Origin of the sequence: Streptomyces sp. A2-16, assembly GCF_018128905.1 — a bacterium.
Lineage (GTDB): Bacteria > Actinomycetota > Actinomycetes > Streptomycetales > Streptomycetaceae > Streptomyces.
On the sequence record NZ_CP063808.1, the window covers coordinates 4935780 to 4956352 of the forward strand.

18 protein-coding genes are annotated in these 20573 nt (G+C 71.0%); 8 read left to right on the forward strand and 10 right to left on the reverse strand.

Features of this window, described 5'->3' with window-relative positions:
* Positions 1 to 27 precede the first annotated feature (27 nt).
* The 5 genes from IOD14_RS22120 to IOD14_RS22140 all read right to left on the reverse strand — a co-directional run bounded on the left by IOD14_RS22120 (position 28) and on the right by IOD14_RS22140 (position 5862).
* Positions 28 to 969 carry a hypothetical protein gene (locus tag IOD14_RS22120; protein ID WP_212671280.1) on the reverse strand — a complete coding sequence of 314 codons (942 nt, stop codon included), beginning with the start codon at positions 967 to 969 and terminating at the stop codon, positions 28 to 30.
* 25 nt (positions 970 to 994) lie between these two features.
* Positions 995 to 2623: a thiamine pyrophosphate-dependent enzyme gene (locus IOD14_RS22125; protein ID WP_212671281.1), complete on the reverse strand. Its 1629-nt coding sequence runs from the start codon at positions 2621 to 2623 to the stop codon at positions 995 to 997.
* Positions 2624 to 2729: 106 nt separating this feature from the next.
* Positions 2730 to 3467, reverse strand: a complete 738-nt coding sequence (locus tag IOD14_RS22130) for an IclR family transcriptional regulator (protein ID WP_123986563.1) — start codon at positions 3465 to 3467, stop codon at positions 2730 to 2732.
* Positions 3464 to 4474, reverse strand: coding sequence for a carbon-nitrogen hydrolase family protein (locus tag IOD14_RS22135; protein WP_123986564.1), 1011 nt, complete (start codon positions 4472 to 4474; stop codon positions 3464 to 3466). The genes IOD14_RS22130 and IOD14_RS22135 overlap by 4 nt, the downstream gene beginning before the upstream one ends.
* Before the next feature lie 20 nt (positions 4475 to 4494).
* The gene (locus IOD14_RS22140; RefSeq protein ID WP_212671282.1) at positions 4495 to 5862 is read right to left on the reverse strand and encodes an amidase family protein; all 1368 of its coding nucleotides are present in this window, start codon (positions 5860 to 5862) and stop codon (positions 4495 to 4497) included.
* A gap of 277 nt (positions 5863 to 6139) precedes the next feature.
* Here IOD14_RS22140 and IOD14_RS22145 point away from each other — a divergent pair, with 277 nt between their 5' ends.
* From IOD14_RS22145 to IOD14_RS22165, 5 genes are read left to right on the forward strand one after another with little or no spacing between them, the layout of a single operon-like run.
* The gene (locus tag IOD14_RS22145) at positions 6140 to 7462 is read left to right on the forward strand and encodes an ABC transporter substrate-binding protein (RefSeq protein ID WP_123986566.1); all 1323 of its coding nucleotides are present in this window, start codon (positions 6140 to 6142) and stop codon (positions 7460 to 7462) included.
* On the forward strand, positions 7459 to 8187 hold the full coding sequence (locus IOD14_RS22150; protein WP_123986567.1) for an ABC transporter ATP-binding protein: 729 nt from the start codon (positions 7459 to 7461) through the stop codon (positions 8185 to 8187). Before IOD14_RS22145 ends, IOD14_RS22150 begins: the two co-directional genes overlap by 4 nt.
* Positions 8184 to 8912, forward strand: coding sequence for an ABC transporter ATP-binding protein (locus tag IOD14_RS22155; protein ID WP_123986568.1), 729 nt, complete (start codon positions 8184 to 8186; stop codon positions 8910 to 8912). Before IOD14_RS22150 ends, IOD14_RS22155 begins: the two co-directional genes overlap by 4 nt.
* Entirely contained in the window at positions 8909 to 9781 is an 873-nt protein-coding gene (locus IOD14_RS22160) for a branched-chain amino acid ABC transporter permease (protein ID WP_123986569.1), read from the forward strand. The genes IOD14_RS22155 and IOD14_RS22160 overlap by 4 nt, the downstream gene beginning before the upstream one ends.
* Positions 9778 to 10794 carry a branched-chain amino acid ABC transporter permease gene (locus IOD14_RS22165; RefSeq protein ID WP_212671283.1) on the forward strand — a complete coding sequence of 339 codons (1017 nt, stop codon included), beginning with the start codon at positions 9778 to 9780 and terminating at the stop codon, positions 10792 to 10794. The genes IOD14_RS22160 and IOD14_RS22165 overlap by 4 nt, the downstream gene beginning before the upstream one ends.
* Before the next feature lie 217 nt (positions 10795 to 11011).
* Here IOD14_RS22165 and IOD14_RS22170 read toward each other — a convergent pair whose 3' ends face one another.
* The 5 genes from IOD14_RS22170 to IOD14_RS22190 form a co-directional block, all read right to left on the reverse strand.
* Positions 11012 to 11983, reverse strand: a complete 972-nt coding sequence (locus IOD14_RS22170) for a zinc-binding alcohol dehydrogenase family protein (RefSeq protein WP_123986571.1) — start codon at positions 11981 to 11983, stop codon at positions 11012 to 11014.
* Between the two features lie 67 nt (positions 11984 to 12050).
* Positions 12051 to 12884, reverse strand: a complete 834-nt coding sequence (locus IOD14_RS22175) for an ABC transporter permease (protein WP_123986572.1) — start codon at positions 12882 to 12884, stop codon at positions 12051 to 12053.
* Positions 12881 to 13789 carry an ABC transporter ATP-binding protein gene (locus tag IOD14_RS22180; RefSeq protein ID WP_212671284.1) on the reverse strand — a complete coding sequence of 303 codons (909 nt, stop codon included), beginning with the start codon at positions 13787 to 13789 and terminating at the stop codon, positions 12881 to 12883. Before IOD14_RS22180 ends, IOD14_RS22175 begins: the two co-directional genes overlap by 4 nt.
* The gene (locus IOD14_RS22185; RefSeq protein WP_212671285.1) at positions 13789 to 14799 is read right to left on the reverse strand and encodes an ABC transporter substrate-binding protein; all 1011 of its coding nucleotides are present in this window, start codon (positions 14797 to 14799) and stop codon (positions 13789 to 13791) included. Before IOD14_RS22185 ends, IOD14_RS22180 begins: the two co-directional genes overlap by 1 nt.
* A 144-nt stretch (positions 14800 to 14943) precedes the next feature.
* Complete coding sequence (locus IOD14_RS22190) at positions 14944 to 15921, reverse strand: ABC transporter substrate-binding protein (RefSeq protein WP_123986575.1); 978 nt, start codon at positions 15919 to 15921, stop codon at positions 14944 to 14946.
* A 440-nt stretch (positions 15922 to 16361) separates the two neighbouring features.
* Here IOD14_RS22190 and IOD14_RS22195 point away from each other — a divergent pair, with 440 nt between their 5' ends.
* From IOD14_RS22195 to IOD14_RS22205, 3 genes are all read left to right on the forward strand, one after another.
* Positions 16362 to 17213: an IclR family transcriptional regulator gene (locus IOD14_RS22195; protein ID WP_212671286.1), complete on the forward strand. Its 852-nt coding sequence runs from the start codon at positions 16362 to 16364 to the stop codon at positions 17211 to 17213.
* A gap of 137 nt (positions 17214 to 17350) precedes the next feature.
* Positions 17351 to 19663, forward strand: coding sequence for a CoA transferase (locus tag IOD14_RS22200; protein ID WP_212671287.1), 2313 nt, complete (start codon positions 17351 to 17353; stop codon positions 19661 to 19663).
* Positions 19660 to 20502, forward strand: coding sequence for an enoyl-CoA hydratase-related protein (locus IOD14_RS22205; RefSeq protein WP_249126019.1), 843 nt, complete (start codon positions 19660 to 19662; stop codon positions 20500 to 20502). The genes IOD14_RS22200 and IOD14_RS22205 overlap by 4 nt, the downstream gene beginning before the upstream one ends.
* The last annotated feature ends 71 nt before the right edge of the window (positions 20503 to 20573 follow it).

The following is a 20573-nucleotide window of genomic DNA, read 5'->3' on the forward strand; positions in this document are numbered from 1 at the left end:
AACGTCGTCGGTACGCGATGAACCGGGTCAGGAAAGCTGGGTCGCGTGGTGGGCGGTGAGTTCGGAGGCTGCTGCCTCGACGTGGGCCGCGGCCCGTCTCATGCCGGCCAGTTCCTCCGCCGGCAGGTCCCAGGTCACGATGCGGCGCACGCCGTCGGGCCGCAGTTCGACGGGCACGGTGAGACTGGCGCCGTGCACGCCGTACTCGCCGTCCAGTACGACCGAGGCAGGGACGACCGTGCCGGAACCGGTGTTCAGCGCCTCGATGATGCGGGCGGTGCCCAGCCCCGTGGTCCAGGTGGACGTACGGCCGGAGTCGAGGGCGACGTGCTTGGCGTACCAGGTGTCCACGTACTCCTCGGCCACAGTGCGCTGCGCCTCGGTGAGGACGACACGCTCGCCGCCGACGGTGATACGGCTGTACAGCGGGACCTGGCCCTCGCCGTGCTCGCCCAGCATCCAGGCGCCGACGTCCTTCACCGGGACGCCGAGCGCGAAGGCGATGCCGGTGCGCAGCCGGAGGCTGTCGTTGAGGGTGTAGCCGATCAGCCGCTCACGGGGCAGCCAGCCCTGCCGGTGCACCCAGGTCAGCAGCGGGTCGACCGGGTTGGTGAGCATGAGGACCACACCGCCGAAGTCCGCTCCGGCTTCCCGCACCGGGCGCAGGCACTCCTCCACGATCCGCGCGTTGTCGGCGAGGAAGACCGAACGGGAGGAGTTCAGCCGCAGCGGAACGGCGGCGCTGAGGACGACCACGTCGGCGTCGAGGGCGTCCTCGGGCGTGCCGCCGCGCACGGTGTCGGCGGTGGTGCCGAGGCCGAGGGCGTTCTCCAGGTCCATGGTGTGGCTGGTGATCATGTTCGGTCGGGTGTCGACGAGCACGATCTCGTACGTCCCCTGCGCGGAGAGCAGGTTGAACGCGGCGGAGGAGCCGATGCCGCCGGCGCCTCCGATGATGACGACCTTCACGGGTCTGTGCCTTCCGTTCGGCGGGTCAGGAGGAGTAGCGGGCGTCGGCCTCGACGGCGACTTCGAGCACGAGCGGCTCGCGTCGCTCCGCGAGTGACGGCAGGACCTTGTCCAGGGCGGAGGCCAACGCGGTGTGGTCCTCGACCCGTTCGGCCGGGCAGCCCAGGCCCCGGGCAAGGGCCGACACGCTCAGTTCGCTGAACGCGGGCCAGGCCGGGGCGGTGGAGCCCTCCCGTTCGGAGAGGCGGTCCATGATCGCGTAGCGGCCGTTGGCGAGGACGACGAACAGGACGCCGATGCCGTAGTGGGCGGCGCTCCACAGGGCCTGGATCGAGTAGAGGGAGGAGCCGTCGCCGAGCACGGCCACGACCGGCCGGTCCGGGGCGCCGTGGCGCACGCCGATCGCGGCCGGCATGGCGAAGCCCAGTCCGCCCATGGCCGCGCTGAGGAAGCCGAGCGGCGCTCGGGCGGGCAGCAGCCGGTGCAGGTCCGGGCGGCTGGAGGGGGTTTCCTCGACCACCACGGCCTTCGGGTCGAGTCGCTCGGCGAGGGCGACCAGCACATGAGCGGCACGCAGTGGCTCACCGGGCGCGGGGGGCTGGGGAGTTGTCGGCCGGTTCAGTTTCGAGGTACGCGGGACGGCGGGCACCAGCGGCACCAACCGGCGCACGGTGTCGGCCGGTTCGGCGAGCAGGGTCAGCTCCGCCGGACTGCGGTGGGCCTCCTCCGGGTCGTCGGTGATGACGGCGACCCGGGTGCCCGGTACGGTGAAGTCGCCGGGCGCGTAGGTGTATTGGCGGAAGGCGGCGGCTCCGACCGTGAGGACCGTGTCGTACGACGCGAGCGCCTCGCGCAGCCCGGAGCGGACCGCGGGCAGGTGCCCGGCGAAGAGACGGTGGTCCTGGGGGAAGCCCGCGCGGGCGCCGAACGGCTCCTGGTGGACCGGGCAGTCCAGCCGCTCGGCCAGCGCCACCAACGCCTGCCAGCCGTCCGCCGTGTCATTGCCGGCGCCCGCCACCAGACACGGCGATTCGGCCGCTGCCAGGAGCGCGGCGAGGGCGGACAGAGCCTCGTCGGAGGCCGTACGACCGCCTCGTACCGCGACCGGCCCGCGCGGCGCGGCCCGCGCGACATCCTCGTCGGCCTCGGCGAACCAGTCGTCCATCGGGACCACGACCACCGCCGGACCGCGGCCTTCCTGGGCCTCGTGCCAGGCGCGGGCCACGGCACCGGGTACGTCCTGCGGACGTGCCGGCGTGTGCTGCCACACCGGGTACTCCCCCGCCAGGCCGTCCAACCTCCCGGCCAGGAACGGTTCGTGGGCCAGATGCCGGCGGTCCTGCTGGCCCACGATCACCACCAGGGGTGCGCGGTTCGCACGGGCGGTGGCCAGGGCGCTGACCGCGTTGCCGTAGCCGGCGGTGGTGTGCAGCAGGACGAGCGCAGGGCGACCGGTGGCCAAGGCGCTGCCGGAGGCCATCCCGACGACCGAGCCCTCGTGCAGGCCGAGCACGAAGGAGATGTCCGCCGGCAGGTCGGCGAGGAAGCCGACCTCGGTGGAGCCCGGGTTGCTGAAGAGGGTGGTGAGGTCGTACTCGCGCAGGACGTCGAAGGTCTGTTCCTTGACGGTCCTGGCATGGGCGGCCGTGGTCATTCTCGGGTCCCCTTTCTGACAGGACTGGACGCTAGGCCGCCCACCCTCCGGGAACCACAGGCACGTTCACTATGCGAAACGTGCCGTACCTGCGCCGGCGGACGCGTCATTCGACCCCGGGCAGGACCGCTCCGGTGGACAGTTCCGCGCGCAGTCGGCCGGTGATGAGGCGGGCGGTGTCGAGGACGGCCTCGATCTGTGGCGGGCCCGGGTGCTCGACGGTGAAGGCGATCGACACGGCGGCGACGGCGTGGCCCGGCGCGGACACGACCGGCGCCGAGACCGTCCCGAGCCCGGGCACGACCTCGTTGCGTGTCGCGGCGTAACCACAGGCACGGGCACGGCTGATCTCCGGGCGCTCACCGAGCCGTTGCGGCTCGGCGGAGAGCATCGCCACGCCCGGGGAGCCCAGGGTCAGTGGGTGCCGGTCGCCGGGGCTGTAGACGGTGCGCGAGCGGGTGCTCTCGACCTCGACGGAGACGAGCGTGACCGCCTCTTCGCCGTCCCGCACGACGAAGAAGGAGGTCAGGCCCACCCGCGCGGCCAGCTTGGCGATCTCCGGCTTGGCGATGCGCTGGAGCATGGGCAGGGTGCGCCGGCCCAGTGACTGCGCGCGGGTGCCGATGACGTACCCGTGCGTGGTGTGCGCGACCAGGTGGTGGTCCTGGAGGGTGCGCAGCAGCCGGTAGACGATCGAGCGGTGCAGCCCCATCTGCTGGCTCAGTTCGGCCAGCGTCAGTGGTACGTCCGACAGCGCGATCACCTCCAGCAGCCTGAGCCCCCGGTCCAGGGTCTGGACGGAGGGCCGGCCCGGCGGCGGGGGGTCTTCGGCGGGTCCGGTCATGGCTCGGGGATCTCGTCGTCCAACGCCGGGAACACGCTCTCGGCGGGGCTTCCCTCCCGGACCACGGGCCGACGGGCTTCGCGCCGGTGAACGAGGTAGGTGGCGTCGGCGCGCGCGTAGTGCCCGGCCGGGTCGTAGGCGTTCTTCGCGAGGTCGATCTCGTCGAGGTCGATGTCGGCGTACACCAGTGCCTCCTCGCCCTCGTCGACGTCCTTGGTGAGGGTACGTCCGTCGGGGCCGAAGATCCGTGAGCAGCCCCCTCCGGCCGCGAGCAGGCGGCGCTGCTCGGGTGTGGAGGCGAAGACGTCGATGCCGGCCGGGGAGATGACCTGGGTGGCCATCAGGACGAAGGCACTGCCCTCGATGGCGTACACCTGGGTCACGGCGGTGTTGGCCTCGGCGCTGAGCTGGAAGGCGAGGTCGCGGTAGAGACCGAAGCAGGGCCAGGCCGCGACGTGCACCTGCTCGTTCTGCGCGTACAGGGCGTACTTGCTGAGCGGCTGGACGTGCTCGGCGCAGTTCAGCGCGCCGAGCCGGCCGACCGCGCTGTCGACGACCCTGAGGTCGCTGCCGTCGCCCTCGCCGAACAGGGTCCGCTCGACGTGGGTCGGCTTGAGCTTGCGGCGGTGCAGCAGCACGCTGCCGTCAGGGGCGATCACGGTCTGACTGACGTAGAGGGTGCCGTGGTCCTTCTCGCTGTATCCGAGCGCGACGGTGATGCCGTGCCGCCGGGCCGCGCGACGGATCGTGGTCAGCCCCTCGCTGTCGGGGGCGAGGGAGGCAGCGTGGTAGCGGCCGACGAAGGGGACCTGGTCGGCGACCGCACCCAGCCACAGGAAGTGCGGATAGCCGGGAATCCACACTTCGGGGAAGGCGATGAGCGAGGCACCGTTGCGGGCCGCTTCCGCGATCAGGTCGACGGTCTTCGCGACGCCTGCCTCCGCGTCGAGCCAGGCGGGCTCGGCCTGGACGGCCGCGGCCTTGAAACGGCGGATGGTGTCTGTCATGTCCGATCGTCTCCTTCTGTTCATGCTCCCCCGTCCAGGAGCTTTTCGACCAGCAGGCCGAGGCCCAGGAGCCGTCGGTCGGTGTTCCAGGGCGCGTCGAGCGCCGCACCGACCGGCAGTCCCGGGTCCGCCGACCGGACGGGCACCGTGAGGCCGGGAAGAGCGGCGACGCTGCCGGGTCCCGTGTTGCGGATGTAGGTGGGAAAGGCCGGGCGCAGGACGCCGTCGAGCCGTACGCGCTCGGTGTCGGTGTCGATCCGTCCGGCGGGCAGGGGGGTGGTGGGGAAGAGCACGGCGTGGGCTCCGGTGGCGCGGAAGATCCGCCGGTAGCCGTCCACGAGCACGCGGTCGCGGATGCCGAGAGCGGCCTTGTACGCCGACTCGGTGATCGCCTGCGGGAACACGACGCGCTCCATCGTCGTGCGGACGTCGGCATCTGTGATCCGGGCCAGGAGTCCCGCCGGGTCCGTGCCGTCCGCCGCTGTGCTCAGATACCCGGGCAGCTGCCTGGCCGCCTCGTAGAGGGTGATCGGGAATCCGGCCCGTTCCTCGGCCGTCTCGACCTCCGGCAGTCGTGCCGGCACGAGCCGGACCCCGGCGCTCCCCAGTACGTGCAGGCAGTGCTCCCAGACCTCGGCGGTGCGCGGGTGCAACGGCTCGGTGAAGTGGTGTTCGGGGACGGCGAGTACGACCTCGCGCGGGTCGGGTGCCTCGGCCGGGTCGCGGTCGGCAGCGAGGACGGCATCCAGCAGCACCAGGTCCGCGACGGTCGGGGCCATGGGGCCGATGGTGTCGCGCGTCCACGACAGCGGGGTCACTCCGTCGGCCGGGTAACGGCCCGTCGTCGGGCGAAGACCGGCGATGCCGGTCAGGGCTGCCGGGACACGGACCGAGCCCCCGGTGTCGGTGCCCAGACCGGCCGGCGCCAGACCGGCGGCGACGGCCGTCGCGGTGCCGCCGCTGCTTCCGCCCGCGAATCGGGTGGGATCGGCCGGGTTGCGGGCGGGCCCGTAGGGGCCGCCCGCGATGGTGGCTCCCAGGGCCAGTTCGTGCATGTTGGTCTTGCCCAGCACGATCGCGCCTGCCGCGCGCAGCCGGGTGATCGCCCGCGCGTCCTGGTCCGGGACGAATCCGGCGAGGGCCTCGCAGCCCGCGGTGTTGGGGAGTCCGGCGACGTGGATGTTGTCCTTGACCGCGATCGGCAGCCCGTGCAGCGGGCCCCGCACGGGGCCGCGGTCCGCTGCCGCGGCCCCGGCGAGGGCACGGTCGGCGTCGAGGGTCACGAAGGCGCCCAGGTCACCGCCCCGCTCCGCGCGTGCGATGAGTTCCTCGGTGAGCGAGACGCTGGTCAGCGTCCCGGCGGCGAGTCGGGACAGGGCGGTGTGCATGGGCGGACCCTAAGGTCACCGCCGTAACCGGTGAACAGGGCTGTTTCGCAATGCGAGACTGCGGCCCGCACCGCACCTCCCGCTCTGGGCGTGCCGTAGTCCCCGATACGTCTCTCTGCGTACAGCCGATGTTTCATTCAGGTCACCGACGGCTCCGCCGTCTCTCATATCGAATCCGTGCCCTGTCCAGGCACGGACGGCGGCCCTACGTTCGCGGCCACTTCCACCACTCCGCCGCAGCCCGTGACCTGCGGCTCAAGGCCCTCCGGAGCCCGCCATGGAACACCCCGCGATCCAGCCGTCCCGCCGCAGCGTCCTCAGAGGCCTCGGAGCCACTGCCGTGGCGGCCTCCCCGATCCTGTCCGCCTGTTCCTCCGGCCTCAAGGGCTCGGGCACATCGACCGGCAACACCATCAAGATCGGTTACGTCAGCCCGCGCACCGGCGCCTACGCCGCTTTCGCCGAGTCCGACGCCTACATCCTCAAGCAGGTGCGTGCCTTCTTCGCCAAGGGGATCACGTACGACGGCAAGAAGTACGACGTGAAGATCCTGGACCGCGACACGGGCTCGGACCCGCAGCAGGCGGCCACCATCGCTGACGAGCTGATCTCCCAGCAGGAGGTCGACCTCGTCCTCGTCACCGCGACGCCGGACACGATCCACCCGGTCGCGGCCAAGTGCGAGAGCGAGGGCGTGCCCTGCATCTCGACCATCGAGCCCTGGCAGGCCTGGTTCTTCGGGCGTGGCGGCACGCCGAAGAAGACCTTCAAGTACACGTTCCACTTCTTCGACGGCATCGAGCACCTGGCCAGGGTCGAGAGCGACATGTGGCGGCAGCACGGCACCAACAAGAAGGTCGGCGTGCTGTGGCCGAACGACTCCGACGGCAACGCCTTCCGGGACAAGACCACCGGATACCGCGCGCAGCCGCCGACCAAGGGCTTCACGTTCGTCGACCCGGGTTCCTACGAGCCCGGCACCAAGGACTTCTCGTCGATCATCGCGAAGTTCAAGAAGGAGGGCGTCGAGATCCTCGCCGGCGTGCCCTCGCCGCCCGACTTCTCGACGTTCTGGACGCAGGCCGCGCAGCAGGGTTTCAAGCCCAGGGTCGCCACCATCTCCAAGGCCATCCTCTTCGAGTCGTCGGTGTCCTCTCTGCCGAACAACCTCGGCAACGGGCTGTGCACGGCGAGCTGGTGGGTGCCGCAGTTCCCCTTCACCTCCACGCTCACCGGCCAGACCGCCACCGCACTCGCCGACGACTACGAGAAGTCCCCGCTGTCGAAGGGCCGCACGTGGAACCAGGGGCTGGGCCCCAACCACGCGCTGTTCGAGGTCGCCAACCACGTCCTGCGCCACGCGAATCCCAAGGACCGTGAGGCGGTCGCCGCCCAGATCGCCAAGACCAGCCTCGACACCGTCCTCGGCCACCTCTCCTGGACCGGCGGCGGAGCGGCCAACCCGGTCAAGAACGTCGCCACCATCCCCATGGTCGGCACCCAGTGGGTCAAGGGCAGCGGTGGGGCGTACGACCTCAAGGTCATCAGCAACACCTTGCTGCCGCAGGTCAAGCCCGACGCCAAGGCGGCGGAACTGTGACCACCCCGCTGCTGGAAGTGGACCATCTTGCCGTCCGGTTCGGGGAGTTGCGGGTCCTGGAGGACGTCGAGCTGACCGTCCCTCGCGGGCAGGCCGTCGGCATCGTCGGCCCGAACGGCGCGGGCAAGTCCACACTGCTGAGCGCGATCTCGGGCGTAGAGCGCGCGAGTGCGGGGGCCGTACGGCTGGCGGGCCGCGACGTCACCCGCACTTCCGCGGCCGAACGATGCCGGCTCGGCGTCGGCCGCTCCTTCCAGATACCACGCCCGTTCGCCGACCTGACCGTGTTCGAGAACGCCCTGGTCGGCGCCGAGCGGGGAGCCGGGCTGCGGGGCGCTCACGCCCGCGAACGATCCCTGCGCGCGCTGGAGACCGCCGGGCTGCTCGGCCTCGCCAACAAGCCCGCCGGTTCCCTGCCCCTCCTCGGCCGGAAACGGCTGGAGCTGGCACGGGCGCTCGCCACCGGCCCCGAACTGCTCCTCCTCGACGAGATCGCCGGCGGGCTCACCGAGGCCGAGGCGGAGGAACTCGTCGCCACCGTGCTGTCACTGAAGGAGTCCGGCGTGACGATCCTGTGGATCGAGCACGTCGTCAAGGCGCTGGTCCAGGTCGTCGACCGGCTGGTCTGCCTCGCCTACGGCCGCATCCGCGTCGACGGCGACCCGCACGAGGTACTGGCCAGTGACGAGGTCGCCGAGGTCTATCTGGGAGGTACGGCGGCATGAGCGCACTGCTGAACGTGGCCGACGTCGACGCCGGATACGGGGACTTCCAGGCCCTGTTCGGCATCGACCTCGAAGTGGACGAGGGCGAGCTGCTGGCCCTGGTCGGCGCCAACGGGGCAGGAAAGTCAACGCTGTTGCGGACCATCGCCGGAGCCCTGAAGCCGTTCCGCGGCACCGTCCGCTTCGCCGGCGAGGACGTCACCGCGGACCCCGACGTCCGACGGGCCCGCAAGGGCATCGGTCTGGTGCCGGAGGGCCGCCGCCTCTTCCCGTCCCTCACCGTGGAGGAGAACCTCCAAGTGGGCGCGGCGACCGGGCGGAAGGGGCCTTGGAACCTGGCCAAGGTGTACGAGGCGATGCCGCTGGTCGCCGACCGCCGTACCCGCAGGGCGGCCCGGCTCTCCGGCGGTGAGCAGCAGGCCGTTGCCATCGGCCGGGCCCTGATGGGCAATCCGCGTCTGCTGCTCCTCGACGAGGTGTCCCTGGGGCTGGCCCCGCTCGTGGTGGACCAGCTGTACACGGCACTGCCGGGCATCCGCGCCGAAGGGACGACGGTGGTCCTCGTCGAACAGGACCTCAACCGCACGCTCGCCGTCGCGGACCGTATCGCCTGCGTCCTGGAAGGGCGCATCGTGCTCACCGGGCGGGCCGACCGGCTCACCCGCGACCAGGTGACCGCCGCCTACTTCGGCACCGGCACTCTCCCGGAGGTGACCTCCTCATGACCTGGGTCAACGCGATCGTGCAGGGCATGCTGCTCGGCGGCATCTTCGCCATGGCCGCCGCCGGCCTGTCCCTGATCTTCGGCGTGATGCGGATCGCCAACCTCGCCCACGGCGACCTGATGATCCTCGGCGGTTACGTCGCCTCCGTGGCGGCGGCCCACTACGGAGTCCCCGTCCCGGTCACCGTCCTGGTATCGATGATCGCCGTCGGCGCGCTCGGCTATCTCGTCCAGCGCTCCATGCTGGACCGCGCGATGAGCCTGGGCGAACTCACCCCGATGCTGGTCACCTTCGGCATCTCCCTCATCATCCCGAACGTCCTCGTCCAGATGTTCAGCAACGACGCCCAGCCCCTGTCCACAGGCTCCCTCGGCACCGCGAGCATCGACCTCGGCGGCGGCCTGGCGATCGGCTGGTTCCCGCTGATCACCGTCGTGGCAGCGGTCGCCGTGCTCACCGCCCTGCACCTCTTCCTCCACCGCACCCAGCCGGGCCGTATCGTCCGCGCCACGGCCGACGACCGCACGACGGTCCGTCTGATGGGCGTGGACAACCGCCGGATCTACGCCCTGACTTCGGTCATCGCCTTCGCCACGGTCGCGCTGGCCGGTTCGCTCTACACCATGCGCCAGGGCGGGGTGACCCCGTACGAGGGCCAGCTCACCGTCCTGTTCGCCTTCGAGACGGTCATCATCGGCGGCCTGGGGTCTCTGTGGGGAACCCTCGCCGGCGGCATGGTCCTGGGCATCGCGCAGTCCGTCGGTGCCCAGATATCTCCCGACCTGCCCCTGCTCGCGGGGCACCTGGTCTTCCTCCTCATCCTGGTGGTCCGCCCCCAGGGCCTGTTCGGCAGGAGTGTTCCCGCATGACCGTCCAGACAGCCCCCGCCGCGGAGGCGACCGCACTGCCCGCCGTCCACCGCGGTGGCCGCGCGACGGCCCTCGGCCTGACCGGAACGGCCGTCGTCCTGCTGGCGATGGCCGTCCTGCCGTACCTCGTGGCCACCGGCGTCACCGCGCAACTCGTCAAGCTCTGCTACCTGGTGGCCCTCGCCTCCATGTGGAACCTGCTCACGGGCTACGCGGGCATGATGTCCATGGGCCAGCAAGCCTTCATCGGCCTGGGCGCCTACCTCCTGTTCGTCGTCAACGACCACGGGTTGAACGTCTACACGGGCACCTTCGTGGTCTCCGCACTGGTGGCCCTGGTCGCCTGGCCGTTGTCGTACCTCGCCTTCCGGCTGCGCGGCGGCTACTTCGCCGTGGGCACCTGGGTGATCGCCGAAGTCGTACGTCTGATCGTGGTGCGCTTCGACTCCCTGGGAGCGGCGAGCGGACGCAGCCTGTCCGATGTCACCGCCGACCCGGTGCTGCGGCGGGCGTACACCTACTGGCTGGCACTCGCCGTCATGGCGGCGGCCGTGCTCGGGACGTACGCCGTCCTGCGCAGCCGGCTCGGCCTGGGCCTGCAGGCCATCCGCGACGACGACACCGCCGCGGGCTCCCTCGGCGTGAACGTCACCCGCGGCAAGCGCGTCATCTACGTCGCCGCGGCGGGGGGCTGCGCGGCGGCGGGCGCGGTGATCTGCGTGAACAGCCTGGGCGTCGCGTCGCCGACACAGATCTTCGGGGTCCAGTACTCGGCCCTGATGGTCTTCATGGTGGTCATCGGCGGCATCGGCACGGTCGAGGGACCCGTCGTCGGCGCCGTCGCCTACTTCCTGCTCGACAAGTACTTCGCGCAGAGCGGTGTCTGGTACCTGGTCGTGGTCGGCGCGGCGGCCATCGTGGTCTCGCTGTACCTGCCACGCGGTCTGTGGGGAACGCTGGCACACCGCACGGGCTTCGCCGTCTTCCCGGTGCGCCACACTGTCCGGCTGTGATCCTCAGCGACGAGGATGGGCGGCCCGGTCGGTGCCCCGGTCCGCGAGTCGTGGCCGGCCGCCGCGCGCGCACTTGTTCGCTGCGAAGGGCCGGCTCCGCTCTGGCGGTGCATCGGCTGCCCCCTCCGTCCGCACCGTGCGCACGAGACCCGGCCGGACACCTTGCCCGGCCGGGTCTCGGATGCAGTGCATCCCGCCTGTCACGGCGAGGCGGGGGTCACGTGCCGGCGTTCCCCATGTCGAGCACGATCTTGCCCACCACCGCGCCCGTGCGCAGCCGCTCCACGGCCTCGCCGAGCGCGTCCATCCCGTAGCTCTCGTACGGCAGCGTCAGCGCACCCGAGGACAGCTCCGGCAGCAGGCGCAGCACCTCGGGGGCGACCTCCGCGCTGCGGTTGATCATGTTCACGGGGAGGAGGGAGACGTCCGCGAGGAAGAAGTCCGCGAGGTCCAGGGTGAGCTCGCGCCCGGCCGTGTAGCCGAGGAGTGCGGCCCGGCCGCGGGGCCGGACCAGCGTGAGGGCGTCGCGCAGGATCTGGCCGCCGACGGTGTCGATCAGGACGTCGACCTTGCCGCCGATCGCCTCCTCGGAGAGGTCGGAGGCGAGCAGTGCCTTGGCGACGCCGGGCACATGCGCCAGCTTCGCCGGGCGGCCGACCGCGCCGACCACCTCCGCGCCGGCGCGCGCCGCGAGCTGCACAGCCACGGCACCGACCGCGCCGGACGCGCCGGTGACCAGCACCCGCTCCCCCGGCCGCACCTGGGTGATCGCATGGACGGACGCCCAGGCGGTGCCGACCGGCGAGAAGTAGATGCACGCCATGGCGGGGTCGGTGCCCTCGGGCATGATCTCCGCGGCCGCGTCCGGCACGAGCACGTGCTCGGCCCAGGCGCCGTCACGGCTCAGGCCCAGCCCTTCGCCGCGCAGCCGGACGAGGGCGCCCTCGGGGTGCGTGTCGGAGGCGACGACGTAGCCGCTGCCCTGAGTGCCGGGGACGAACGGCAATGCGGGCAGGATGCCGAACTGTCCGTCGAGGATGTTCAGGTCCAGATGGGCGGCGGTGGCCGCCGCCACCCGGACGAGCGTATGTCCGGGGCGCGGCTCGGGCACGGTGCGTTCCCCGAGCTTCGGCAGAGTGCCGAACTTCTCGAGGAACAGGGCGCGCGACGTGGATGCGGTAGTGCTCACGTGCTGTGTTCTCCGTTCTTTCCCCGTTGGTGACTGCGCTCCCCCGTAGATCGCCGACGCCCCTTGTCTAGACCTTGGCCCCATACTTGTACAGTACACGCATCGCGATCACGCGCAGGATCCGGTCGTAGACGAGGCCCAGGATGCCGAGGGTGATGATGCCGACGAAGACCCAGTCGATCCGGCCGTAGTTCCGGGAGGTCCAGATGAGGGAGCCGAGACCCACCTGGGCGGCGACGATCTCGGCGGAGACGATCGTCAGGAAGCTGTTGCCCATGGCGAGGCGGGCGCCCGTGAGGATGTACGGGACGGTGGACGGCAACACGACGCGCTGCAGGATCTGGCGGCGGCCGGCCCCGAGGCTGGCGGCGGCCCGCAGTTTGGACTCGTTGACGGCCATCACGCCCGCGCTGGTGTTGAGCGTGACGATGAAGACGGCCGTGTAGAAAATCAGGACCACCTTCGAACTCTCACCGATGCCCAGCCACACCACCGCCAGTGTCACGAAGGCGACCGGCGGAATGAAGCGGAAGAACTCGGTGTACGGCTCCAGGAGCACGCGGACGATCCTGATCTGTCCGATGAGCAGGCCGACCGGGGCGCCCACCACGACGCCCAGGCCCCAGCCGATCAGGATGCGACGACTGGAGGCGATGATCGAGTTGCCCAGCGTTCCGTCGGCCGCCAGCTCGCGGGCGGCCGACAGGGTCTGACTCGGCGAGGCGACCAAGGACGGACCGTACTTCATGGCCAGGAGCTGCCAGACACCCAGGCCGACGAGGATGGCGACGATGTAGAGGCCGATGGTGCGCAGCGCCTGTCCGCCGCCCTTCCCCGTGGTGCGGCGGGTGCGGGTCCGGGTGCGGGCCGTGGCGGGGGCCTCGGTCGTAGTAATGGTCATGCGCCCTTCGCCTCTCGGTCGAGCTGGTCGTCGAGCCCTTGGTCGCGCATGGCCTTGCGGACCTCTTCTCCGATGTCCTCGCGCAGCTGGTTGCGCAGGCGCAGGGCGGCCGGGTCGGACTCGTTGCGGGGACGCGGCAGGTCGACCGTGTACAGGGACTTGATCGAGGCCGCGGGGCCAGCCGTCATCACGGCGACCCGGTCGGCGAGGAGGATCGCCTCGTCGATGTCGTGCGTGACGAAGACGATGGTGCAGCCGGACGCGCTCCAGATACGAGCCGTCTCCTGCTGAAGCACCTGCCGGGTCTGCGCGTCGAGCGCGCCGAAGGGCTCGTCCATGAGGACGACACCTGGCTCGTTGGCGAGGACCCGGGCGATCTGGACGCGCTGGCGCATGCCGCCGCTGAGCTGGCCGGGGTACCGGTCCGCGCAGTGGCGCAGTCCGACCAGGCCGAGGTACTCGTCGGCCACCCGGTTCTGCTCGGCGCGGGACATGCCGCGCATGCGAGGTCCGAAGGTGACGTTCTGCTGCACCGTCAGCCAGTCGAAGAGCGCCTCACTGCTCTGGAACACCATGCCGAGTTCCGGGTGCGGGCCGCGGACGGGTGCACCGTTCGCGGTGAGAGTCCCCTCGCTGACCTGAGTGAATCCCGCCATGGCCGACAGCAGTGTGGACTTGCCGCAGCCGCTCGGTCCGAGCAAACAGAGAAACTCTCCGGCCGGGATGTCCAGATCGATGCCCTGGACGGCCTGGAAGTCACCGAAGGAGATGCCCGCGCCTTCGACACGCAGAGCCGCTCCACGTCCGGGTGCCGGCTCCGTACCGGGAGCTGCCACAGTTGTCGCGGCCACCGCGACGTCCCCCGGCACCGTCTCCTTCTCCATCCCCTGGATCGCCTTGGCCATCAGGATCCCTCCGCGTTGTCGGAAAGCCAGCCGCGCTGGACGGTGCGGGACACATCGGGGCGGGCCTTCACCTTGCCGGTGTCCAGGTAGAACTGGGCTGTGCTGTCGTAGCCCTCGAGGTCCTTCGCCGTGAAGTCGCGGACGCCGAAGTTGATCTCCCTCACCGCGGTCAGGGTCTGGTCGGTGGGGATCTTCGCGGCCTTCTTGGTGGACTGTGCCGCGACCTGCGGGTCGCTTTCGGTCTTCTCCGCCGCTTCCGTGAGAGTGGCCGCCACCTTCGCGGCGACGTCCCTGTTGTCCTTCAGCCAGGTCGACGTCGACAGCAGCCAGTGCTGGTAGCTGAAGCCGTAGTCGCCGGTGGTCTCCAGGATCCGCTCGCCCAGCTCCACCCCCTTGGCCGGCCACGGTTCCCACAGGACGTAGGCGTCCACGTCGCCCTTCTTGGTGAGCGCCGGGATCTCGGCAGGGTCGGCCGTGACGAATTCGACCGAGTCAGGCTTGATGCCCTTCGATTCGAGGAACCGCGTGGCTGCCAGCTGGGACAGGCCCGGGACCACGGCCATCTTCCGGATCTTCGCGGCGGACTTCACATCGGGCCCCAGAACGACCTTGAGGTACTTCCCGGAGTCCTCGTACACGAGGAGTGAGCGCAGGTCCTGGCTCTCCCCGAGCAGGCCGATGGTGGTGGCGTCGGAGTTCCCCGCCATCTGGACCTGTCCCGCGTTGAGAGCGTCGACACCTTCCCCGCCCTTGGCGAACTGGACGAGGTCGACGTCGACCCCGTGCTTGGCCCACAGTCCCTCGGCATCGGCCACGAAGAACGGCGCGTACGCAGCGTCGATACCTACGGCGATGCGGATGTGGGGAACACCTGCCTTGCCGCCGGACCCCGAGCCGGCGTCGGTGGTACCCGCTCCGCAGGCGGTCACGGTGGTCAGCGCGGCGGCGAGGAAGACGGTGCCGGCGATGCGTTGGCCGGGGCGGGCATTCGGGCGGGACGTATTCTGCATGGTCACCTCGGAGTTGGGCGCTTTTGGCAGGTAATCGGGGGTGCGGGCCCGTGAGTGGGCGAACGCTACTTCCGGTGGAGGGGCAGGAGCATGCGCGACGGTCCGCTCAGCGGGACGGGCTCGCACGTGGTTCGTCACAGGCGGTCACTTGGCGTGCTGGTCGTACCAGCCCCGCAACAGCACGGTGTCGTAGTCGGGTGCGTTCTTGATGAGCTTCTGCGCGAGGAGGAAGTCCACGATCTTGCGCGAGGAGGCGACATCGGCCGAGGTCAGGGAGCGAGCCGTGAAGGAGATCTCGCCGACGCCCTTCTCCGTCTGGGCCACCGGCAGCTGGGCCTGCTCGTGCGCCGCGACGGCGGCCGCGTGCGGATCCTTCGTCACCAGCCGGTCGGCCTCCGCGACCACCTTGAACACCTTCCCGGCGAGATTTTCGTTCTCTTTCAGCCACTTGTCGTCCGCGAGCAGCCACTGCTTGTACGTGACGCCGAAGTCGCCGATGGAACCGGCGATGTGGCCGCCGGCCTCGACGCCCTTGGTCGCCCAGGGGTCGAAGAGGATGTAACCGTCGATGTCACCGCGCTGGAGCATGGTGGGGATCTCCTGCGGCGAGCTCTGCTGGATCTTCACGGAGTCCGGGTCGATGCCGTGGTGGTCCAGGTACTCGTGCGTGGCGTACAGGCCGATGCCCTGGATCGAACCCATCGTCTTGATCTGGCTCGGCGAGGTGACGCCCTTGCGCAGGACGACCTTGAGGTAGCGGCCCGAGGACTGGAACACGCCCAGGGCGCGCAGGCGCGGGTTGCTCACCATCTGCGGCAGCGCGGTGGAGTCCGCGTTCACGGAGATCTGTGCAGTGCCGGCCGTGACCGCCTGGGCTGCGGCGGGTCCACCCTCCACCTTCGTCAGCTGCACGTCGAGGCCGGCCTTCTTGAACATGCCGTTCTCGACGGCCAGATACAGCGGGGCGTACGCGGCGTCGACGCCGAGCGCGATCCGCACGGTCGGGCTCGTGCCGCCCGCGGATCCCGCCGAGTCGGTGGTGCCCGCGCCGCAGGCGGTGGCGAGGAGGAGGGTGAACAGGGCGACCGCCGGACGCCCTCCCGTTCGGTGGAGACGGAACATTGAAAACGACCTCCGGTCGGAGTGCTGTCGAGGTGGCCGAAACCTGGCACTCCGGAAGACCTGTGCAAAGCGCGACGTCCCGTCTGGCGGACCGGCTCGATCGAGGCGGCTTGCGGCCGTTCGTACGCTCCAGCGAACTGACGCCCGAACGGCAAGGAGCACGCACAGCTCCGAGGGCGGGCGCTGTCGTCAGCGATCGCCGGCGGACCGTCACCCGGGGTCGCCACGACACCGCCGGCCGCCACCGGGTGGCACTTGTCCTCTTCGCGCGCATCCCGAAGTACTCCGGGCAACACCCTCCGCAGGATGCCGACCAGCCCCAGGAGGAGAACACCGGCATACCCGTAGCCTGATGTTTACACCCCCGCCCCTCTATGCAACATGGCGTTGTTGCACTTCAAATGGCCTGTAACGCCGTGCGACGGAGTAAGGGGACGCTGATGGGGTCGTATTCAGACGAGGACGTCCTGCTGCCGAATTCCGTCCTGGGCAAGGCCCAGCTGCTGCTCGCCGCGTTCGAGTCGGGGGCGGACCGCCTGCGACTGAGCGAGCTGAGCCGCCGCTCGGGCGTGCCCAAGGCGTCGGCGTACCGCCTCGCCCAGGAAATGGTGCAGTGGGGTCTGCTGGACCGGCGCGGTGAGATGTACGAGCTCGGCATCAGGCTCTTTCACCTGGGGCAGCGAGTGCCCGCCTCCTCGGTGCTGCGGACCGTGGCCCGCCCGCGGATGGCCGACCTGTTCACACGCACCCGCACGGCCGTGCACCTCGCGGTCCTCGACGGCACCCACGTGCTGTTCCTGGAGAAGATCGCAGGCGAGGCCAACGTGCTCGGCCCCTCGTACGTCGGCGGTCACCTCCCCGCTTCCTGTGCGGCGACCGGTCAGATGCTGCTCGCCCTGGCGCCGGACGGACCCGAGCGGGTGGCGGCGCTCACCGACGCGGGGCTGCCCGCGATGACCCGACGCTCGGTGACGGACCCGCGGGTCCTGGCCCAGCGGCTGTCGAAGGCGGCACGCCAGGGGTACGCGCTGGAGGTCGAGGAGGTCAGAGCCGGGCACGCCAGCCTCGCCGTGCCGGTCGCTCTGCCCGGCTCGGAGTACGCGGCGCTCTCGGTCACCGCACCGGTCACGCAGGTGTCGGCGGACCGGTGCCTCGCGGCGTTGCGTGCCGCGGCGGAGAGCATCGAGCGGGGTGTGGCGCAGAAGACGCAGGACAGTCCGTCGTACGAAAGGGCTCGCGCGGTTCGCCGGCCGAAACGGGCCGGGGCGCGTCCCGCCCGCGCCGCGAGCTGAGCAGTAGTTCGCCGCGTCCGCGCGCCTCCACTCCGCAGCCGGTTCCGGTCAGCAGAACACCCCCGTGGCCCGCCTCCCCGACCCCGGTGATCGTGAGATTCCGCAAAGGCTGCGGACACGTAAGGGGAGGAGCCGTGGTGGGACCAGACACGGACCCGGCAACACTGCGCGTGCTCGACCTGACCGACGAACTCGCCTTCCAGGGAGCCCGGTTGCTCGTCGGAATCGGCGCCGACGTGGTACGGACCGAGCCGGGCACCGGCCTCGACACGGCCGCCCGTACGCACTGGCACGCAGGCAAACGCTGGACCCCGGCCAACAGCACGGCCGAGCTCGACGCACTGGCGGCGGACGCCGACGTCGTCCTGGAGAGCGGGCCCGTGGCGCGGCTGCGCGGCCTGCGGGAGGACGGCTCGTCCCGGTGGCCGCACGCCGTACACGTGGTGGTGACGCCGTTCGGGCTGACCGGCCCGCGCCGCGACTGGATCGGCGACGATCTGGTGCTGGCGTCGGCGGGCGGCATGACCTGGCTCGGCGGACGCCCCGACGCACAGCCCAAGCCGCCGCCGCGCGAACAGGCGCTCCAGACCGCCGGCGCCCACGCGGCGATCGGGGCGCTCCTGGCCGTGGTGTCGGGCACCCCTCAACTGGTCGACATCTCCGCGCAGGAGGCCGTCGCCGCCACGCTGGAGACCGCCGCCCTCGCATGGATCCACGCCGGACGTTTCCCCGTACGCAACGGAGGGGTGTACGAACACGTGGCGCACCAGATCTTCGAGGCGGCGGACGGGTATGTGGCCGGGGGCTACTCCGGCAGCAACCGGATGTGGACGGATCTGCTGGCGTGGATGGCCGAGCGTGGCGAGGCCGGTGACCTCCTCGACGAGCGCTGGCAGGACGCCACGTTCCGGTGGCGGCAGCGCCCCCATGTGGACGCAGTCGTACGGCAGTTCGCGGCGGGGCAGCCGGCCGCCGAACTGGCCGCGGAGGCGCGGAACCGGGCCCTGCCGTGGGCGGAGGTCGTACCGGCCGCGCGTCTGACCGACAACCCGCAGCTGCGCGACCGCGAGTCCCTGGTCACGATCACCGGCGAGGGGCTGCCCGACGGCGGCGTCCAGGACGTCGGCTTTCCCTGGGCGGCTCTGCCGCGGCCGGTCGCTCTGCCCGCACTGCGGGAGGCGGCACCGGGCGATCAGCCGTGGGGCGGGTCCGGACCGAGCCGGGTGCGCGGCAGCGGTGAGAAGCCGAAGTCCAAGGCCCTGGAAGGGGTGCGGGTCCTGGACCTGACGTGGGTCCTCGCCGGTCCGTACGTGACCAAGCAGCTCGGGGAGCACGGTGCGGACATCGTCAAGATCGAGTCACGGCACCGCCAGGACCCCACGCGTTTTGCCCCGTCGATGCATCTGCGGCCGGGCTCCGACCCCGACGACAGCGGCTACTTCGTCAATTTCAACCGCAACAAGCGCGGCGTCGCCCTGAACCTGCGGACCGAGGAGGGCCGACGGCTGCTGCGCGAGCTGGTCCCGCACTGCGACGTCGTCGTGGAGAACTTCAGTCCGGGTGTGCTCGCCCGCTGGGGCATGGACTACGCATCGCTGCGCGCACTCAACCCGGACGTGATCCTGGTGTCGATGGCGGGGGTCGGCCAGACCGGTCCCTGGCGCAAGGCCGTCACGTTCGCCGACACGCTCGCCGCGATGTCCGGCCTGTCCAGCGAGACCCGGGATCCGGACGGCCCGCCGCAGGGGCTGACCTTCGGGCTCGGCGACATGATCGCGGCCAATTCGGCGGTGCTCGCCACGCTCGACCTGCTGGCGCGCGGGCGCGGCGGCCACGTGGACCTGTCCCAACTGGAGGCGATGGCCGCGACGATGGGCCCGGCCGCCCTGGAACCCGTCCTGGGCGACGGAGATCCGGATCCCCGGACCGCCGAGTTCCCGAACCGGTCGACGCGCGCCGTGCCGCACGGGGTGTATCCGGCAGCCGGGGACGACCGGTGGGTGGCGCTGTCGGTGACCGACGAAGCACAGTGGCAGGCCCTGACCCGCCTGGTCGAACTCCCCTGCGCCGACGGCGACTTGGCTGCACGCCGAGCGCACGAGGACGAGATCGACGCCGCCCTCGCCGCCTGGACGGGCCGGCACGACGCGCTCAAGCTGGCCGAGACGCTCCAGGCGGAGGGCGTAGCAGCGGCGGTCGTGGCGACCGGACAGGACCTGGTCGAGGCCGACAAGCAGCTCGCGGCCCGCGGCTTCTACCCCGTCCTGAACCACCCCCTGACCGGGCCGGTCCGGCACGAGGGCATCGTCGCGCGGCTCACGGCGACGCCGGGCGAACTCGACCGGCCCGCACCTCTCCTCGGCCAGCACACCGACGAGGTACTGCGGGAACTACTGGGCCTGAGCGATGAACAGCTGGCAACGCTGACCGCCGAAGGAGTGACCGAGTGAGCGAGGCGAGGATGACACCGGAGAAGCCGACCCAGGAAGGGCCGACTCAGGAGAAGCCGACCGAGGAGAAGCCCTCCGTGCTGCGCGTGACGCGCGACGGCGCCGTGGCCACCGTGCGCGTCGACCGTCCCAAGGTGAACGCCGTGGATCCGGCGATGATCGAGGAGTTCCTCGCGACGCTGGCGCCGCTGGCCGCCGATCCGGAGGTGCGCTGCATCGTCATCACCGGCACCGGCCGGTTCTTCGTCGCCGGTGCCGACATCGCCGTCATGCGCGACCTGTCCGCGGACAACCAGGCGAGGATGCGCCGCTGGATCCACGTACAACGGGTGATCGAGCAGACCCCCAAGCCGGTCGTCGCCGCGATGAACGGCCACGCGCTCGGCGGCGGCGCGGAGTTGTCGCTCGCCTGCGACCTGCGGATCCTCTCGACGGAGGCCACGTTCGGCTTCCCGGAGATGCGGCTCGGACTGTTCCCGGGGGCCGGCGGCAGCCAGCGCCTCCCCCGGCTCGTCGGCCCCCACCTGGCGAAACGGCTGATGATCGAGGGGGAGCAGCTGACACCACAGCGCGCCCTGGAGCTCGGACTCGTCGACGTCGTGGTGGAGCACGCCGAGTTCGAGGCGACGGTCGCCGAGCGGGCCCGCCGCCTCGCGGCGCAGCCGACGGCCGGCATCGGCCTGCTCAAGCGGGTCGTCGACGAGGGGTACGGGCTGCCCCTCGAACAGGCCCTGGAGCGCGAGGAGAAGGGCGTCGCCGACCTGATCGGGACCGCCGACGCGAGGGAGGGGCTTCAGGCGTTCCTCGACAAGCGGACGCCGGTGTTCACCGGACAGTGAGGCCGCGCCGAGGCGGGACGGCCCGGTTCCGGTGACCGGACCACCCGCGTTGGCGTGTTCCCCTGCGTTCC